Origin of the sequence: Georgenia daeguensis (genome assembly GCF_039537705.1) — a bacterium.
In the GTDB taxonomy this organism is placed as follows: domain Bacteria; phylum Actinomycetota; class Actinomycetes; order Actinomycetales; family Actinomycetaceae; genus Georgenia; species Georgenia daeguensis.
In genome coordinates, this window is the sequence record NZ_BAABBA010000061.1 from 1 (window position 1) to 3,486 (window position 3,486).

Annotated in this window: 2 protein-coding genes; one reads left to right on the forward strand and one right to left on the reverse strand. The window is 64.6% G+C overall.

What is annotated here, in order from left to right:
• Positions 1–127: 127 nt before the first annotated feature.
• Positions 128–694, reverse strand: a complete 567-nt coding sequence (locus tag ABD774_RS21310) for a hypothetical protein (protein WP_345045729.1) — start codon at positions 692–694, stop codon at positions 128–130.
• Between the two features lie 954 nt (positions 695–1,648).
• Here ABD774_RS21310 and ABD774_RS21315 point away from each other — a divergent pair.
• Positions 1,649–3,382 (forward strand): DUF1194 domain-containing protein, encoded by a 1,734-nt coding sequence (locus tag ABD774_RS21315; RefSeq protein WP_345045731.1) that lies wholly within the window; start codon positions 1,649–1,651, stop codon positions 3,380–3,382.
• The last annotated feature ends 104 nt before the right edge of the window (positions 3,383–3,486 follow it).

Below are 3,486 nucleotides of genomic sequence, written 5' to 3' on the forward strand. Positions count from 1 at the left end.
AACGGCCGACTCGAGCACCTGCGCGGCTCCGCCCTCGGCTTCCGCAACCTCACCAACTACATCGCCCGATCACTCCTCGAGGCCGGCGGATTCAGACCCCGACTACACCCTCAATTCTGAAGAGCCTCTATAGCCCTCGGTCCGGCCGGGCAATCCTCTCAAGACGAGTTGCGCGAGCACCTATCCCAGACCCGACGACCGTCGCGCGATAGACGGGCGCTCCGTCTGGGTGCGCCAACGTTACTTCGACCGACCCCCCGGATGTGGCGACGGTGACGAGCTCCAACTGCGTTGCGTCTAAGTCATACCGAACCGCGAGTCGCTGGCGTACGTGCTGTTCAGCCTCGGCTTCGCTCATGACGCCATCCCCGCCCCGGTGAGTGACCAGACGCTCCACGACGGCCTTGATCGCGTCAGCGAGGTACGCGGTGGCAATGCCAACGACGATCGCCTCGCCGACCCCCGAGGCGCCCCAATCGAACTCCGTGCGGCGACGTTCTATAACCACGCAATCATGCACGCCGCCGGCTGCCAATGCCTTCCGGATCTCTCCGACGATCGCGGGAACGCTCGGGTACTGACGGGGGTCAATCTCGATCTCTATGTCGAGACCCTCGAGACGCGTTACTGGGTCGAGCAACCCGTAGAGCGATATGTCGACGTTGTCGAAGTACGTTTTTGCGGAGTCAGTCATATCCAAATACATACAGCGCGGGACGTCGTTGGCCGAGAAGACTCGCCCGTGACGGCATAGCCCTCTTCTTTCCACGCGGGAGACGCCTCCCCGGCACGCGCCCGGCCCTTGACTGCAGGCCCGTCAGGTTCCGGCTTCCGCTCATGCCGCGATCCGCGCGCTTGTCCCGTCTGAGGATCCTTACTGGGACAACTCAACTTGATGGCGTCCCGGCGAGGAGCGCGCACCGCTGCATGGGGCCACCACGCGCCGAGACTGTTCGCAATAGGGTGTGCACCCCCTACGCAGCATCTCTTGACCAGGTGTTTCTATGTTGCTCCGAGTCCCGTTCCGGGCTTCTGCTACGGAGATAGGCGAGGGTCAAGACATGACCGGGCATTGCTAGCTCATCGCCGTTCAGGCGAGTTGGGACGCTTGGAGGGCATACTTCGAAAGCCGCCGAGTATCCCAATGCTCGGGCCGCGACAAACAGTCAATTCGAGGCGCGTCATCGCCGACGCACTCATCGGCGGTGGGGTCAACGGCGTGACGGCTGTAGATCCGCCAGCTGAGCACGCAGCCACAGGCTCTCGCGGGCTCAGACGACGGACGCCGCCTCCGGGTGCGAGCGAATCTGCTCAGACAACTCCGGTCGGAATAGCCGGCCTGGGTTGGCGCACGTCCTCGACTACGTCCCACCCGGCGACACCGTAGCCCTCGCCGCCAGGGATCGGCTCGGCCCGGCCTTCTCCAGCGCCATACCCACCGGCGCCGAGTGAGGAAAGGTGGGGAGGCGTACAGAATTTCTCGGGACCGTGGACGGTCGTCCGAGGTCGGTGACGGAAAGTGGACCAGCCATTGCGGGCAGATCCGTGGGTCAGAATACGGAACGGACCGGACTGTTGGTCAATCCTCTGACAGCCCCCGCAGTCCGCTGTAACTTCCCACGCACACAACGATGTGAGGGGGAAACCCATGGGCCTACGCCCGACGACCACCACCACCTTGCCGGCCGGCCGGGTCCAATCCCGGCGACGCCGTGTCGCCGCCACTATCGCCCTTACCGGGCTCGTCAGCGCGGGCCTGGCCGCGGCCGCTGTCGTGCCCGCGAACGCGGACCTCTACTCCGACAAGCTCGACCTGGTATTTCTGATGGACGGATCCGGGTCGATCGACTCGGCGGACTGGGCCATGCAGAAGCAGGGATACATTGAGGCGCTCGACGACCTCACCACCTTTCCGCGGGACGGGTCGATCTCCATCAGTCTCGTCCAGTGGTCCTACGACGGCACCGCCAGCAGCACCCGCGTGGAGATCCAACCCACCCTGCTAACCAGCGAGACCGTCGTGGAGAATGTCTCGAACAGCATCGACAACATCGCGCAGATCGGTTACTCCACGAACCCGGGCGACGCGATCATCCGCGCGACGGACCTGTTGAAGAACCAGGGCCGCCCCGACGCTGACTGGTCACTGTGCATGTCCACCGACGGCGCAATCAACTCCGGCGTCGACATGGCCTCCGCCGGGTCCTACGCACAGAACAACTCCGTCGACCGGTACGGCGTCCTGGCCATCGAGGATGGCTTCTTCGACGAGGCCTACGCGCACGCCGCATACGACCAGTACGTGTTCGGCGGCGGCCAGGTGACCGTCGCACGGTCGACCGCCGAGTTCGCAACCCTGATCAGCGGATGCGTGAACCCAAAGCTCGACCTCGACGCGGTGGAGGTCACTCAGGGCGTCCAGACGCTGTTGAACGAGGTTGACCTCGTCGAAGGCCGCGACACCATCGTCCGCGCGTACGTGCGCACATACGGCGTCGGGGACACCGCCCGCACATCCGGCCGGCTGCGCGGCTACCGCGACGGCGTGGAGTTGCCCGACTCACCGCTTGCGCCGCTGAATCCCGACCAGACGATCTACGTCACCGACGACGCGGTCTCGCGCCGCTCGGACCGGGACGCCACGCTGAACTTCCGACTTCCGGAGGCATGGACGACGGGCGAGATCGAGCTGCGGGTCGAGATGGGAGGCGGCACGGGCTGCGATCTGACTGAGTCGGGCCGATGGACCATCAACTGCGGGACCGTCGTCAGCTTCAACGAGTCCCGTCCAGATCTCAACCTGGGCATGGTCGGGGTCTATTGGGACAACATGAGTGCGAGCCCCGCCAGCTACACCGACGCGGTCATACAGTCGCAACGGTCAGAGGCGATGTTCCCGATCGCGGACTTCAATATGGCGCCCTTCGAGCTTGAGGTCGACGACGGCTGGTGGGAGGACACCACCTGGTTCCCGGAGGTTGGCGAGTACATCAACGTCCTGTCGGGACTGGAGGCGCTCACGTTCTTCTACAACACGGCCACCAGAGACGATGCGGTCATGCAGGGCATGCTTCCCGGCACACACCCGAACGCTGGAGCAGCCAGCGGCATGGCCATGGGAAACACGTCGGCAGCGTGGCTCGACTACGCGCGCGGTAACCTCGATGGTGGCGGTCTGCGGAACGTGTTCCCACACGAACTCGGCCACAACTTCGGTCTGTGGCACGCTGTCGACAGCCACAACAACGGCTGGTTCACCAAGTCCGGATATTGCGGCGAGTATGCCCCGAAGTGGGCGGAAGACCACACCCCGTTCCAAATGATCGGCGACGACATGCGCCCGGTGCTGGGCCTCATCGGGGTCTGCTGCACGGATAGGTGACAGGTTGGGTCACGCAGCCTGGGTGGCTGGCGTGGTCATGATGGTCTCGTACTCGATGGGGGTCAACCGGCCGAGGGCGTCCTGTCGTCGACGGCGGTGGTAGG

Bases quoted from the DNA above. Each gene is read 5' to 3' on its own strand.
- ABD774_RS21310 (WP_345045729.1), bottom strand. From the start codon at position 694: ATGACTGACTCCGCAAAAACGTACTTCGACAACGTCGACATATCGCTC.
- ABD774_RS21315 (WP_345045731.1), top strand. From the start codon at position 1,649: ATGGGCCTACGCCCGACGACCACCACCACCTTGCCGGCCGGCCGGGTC.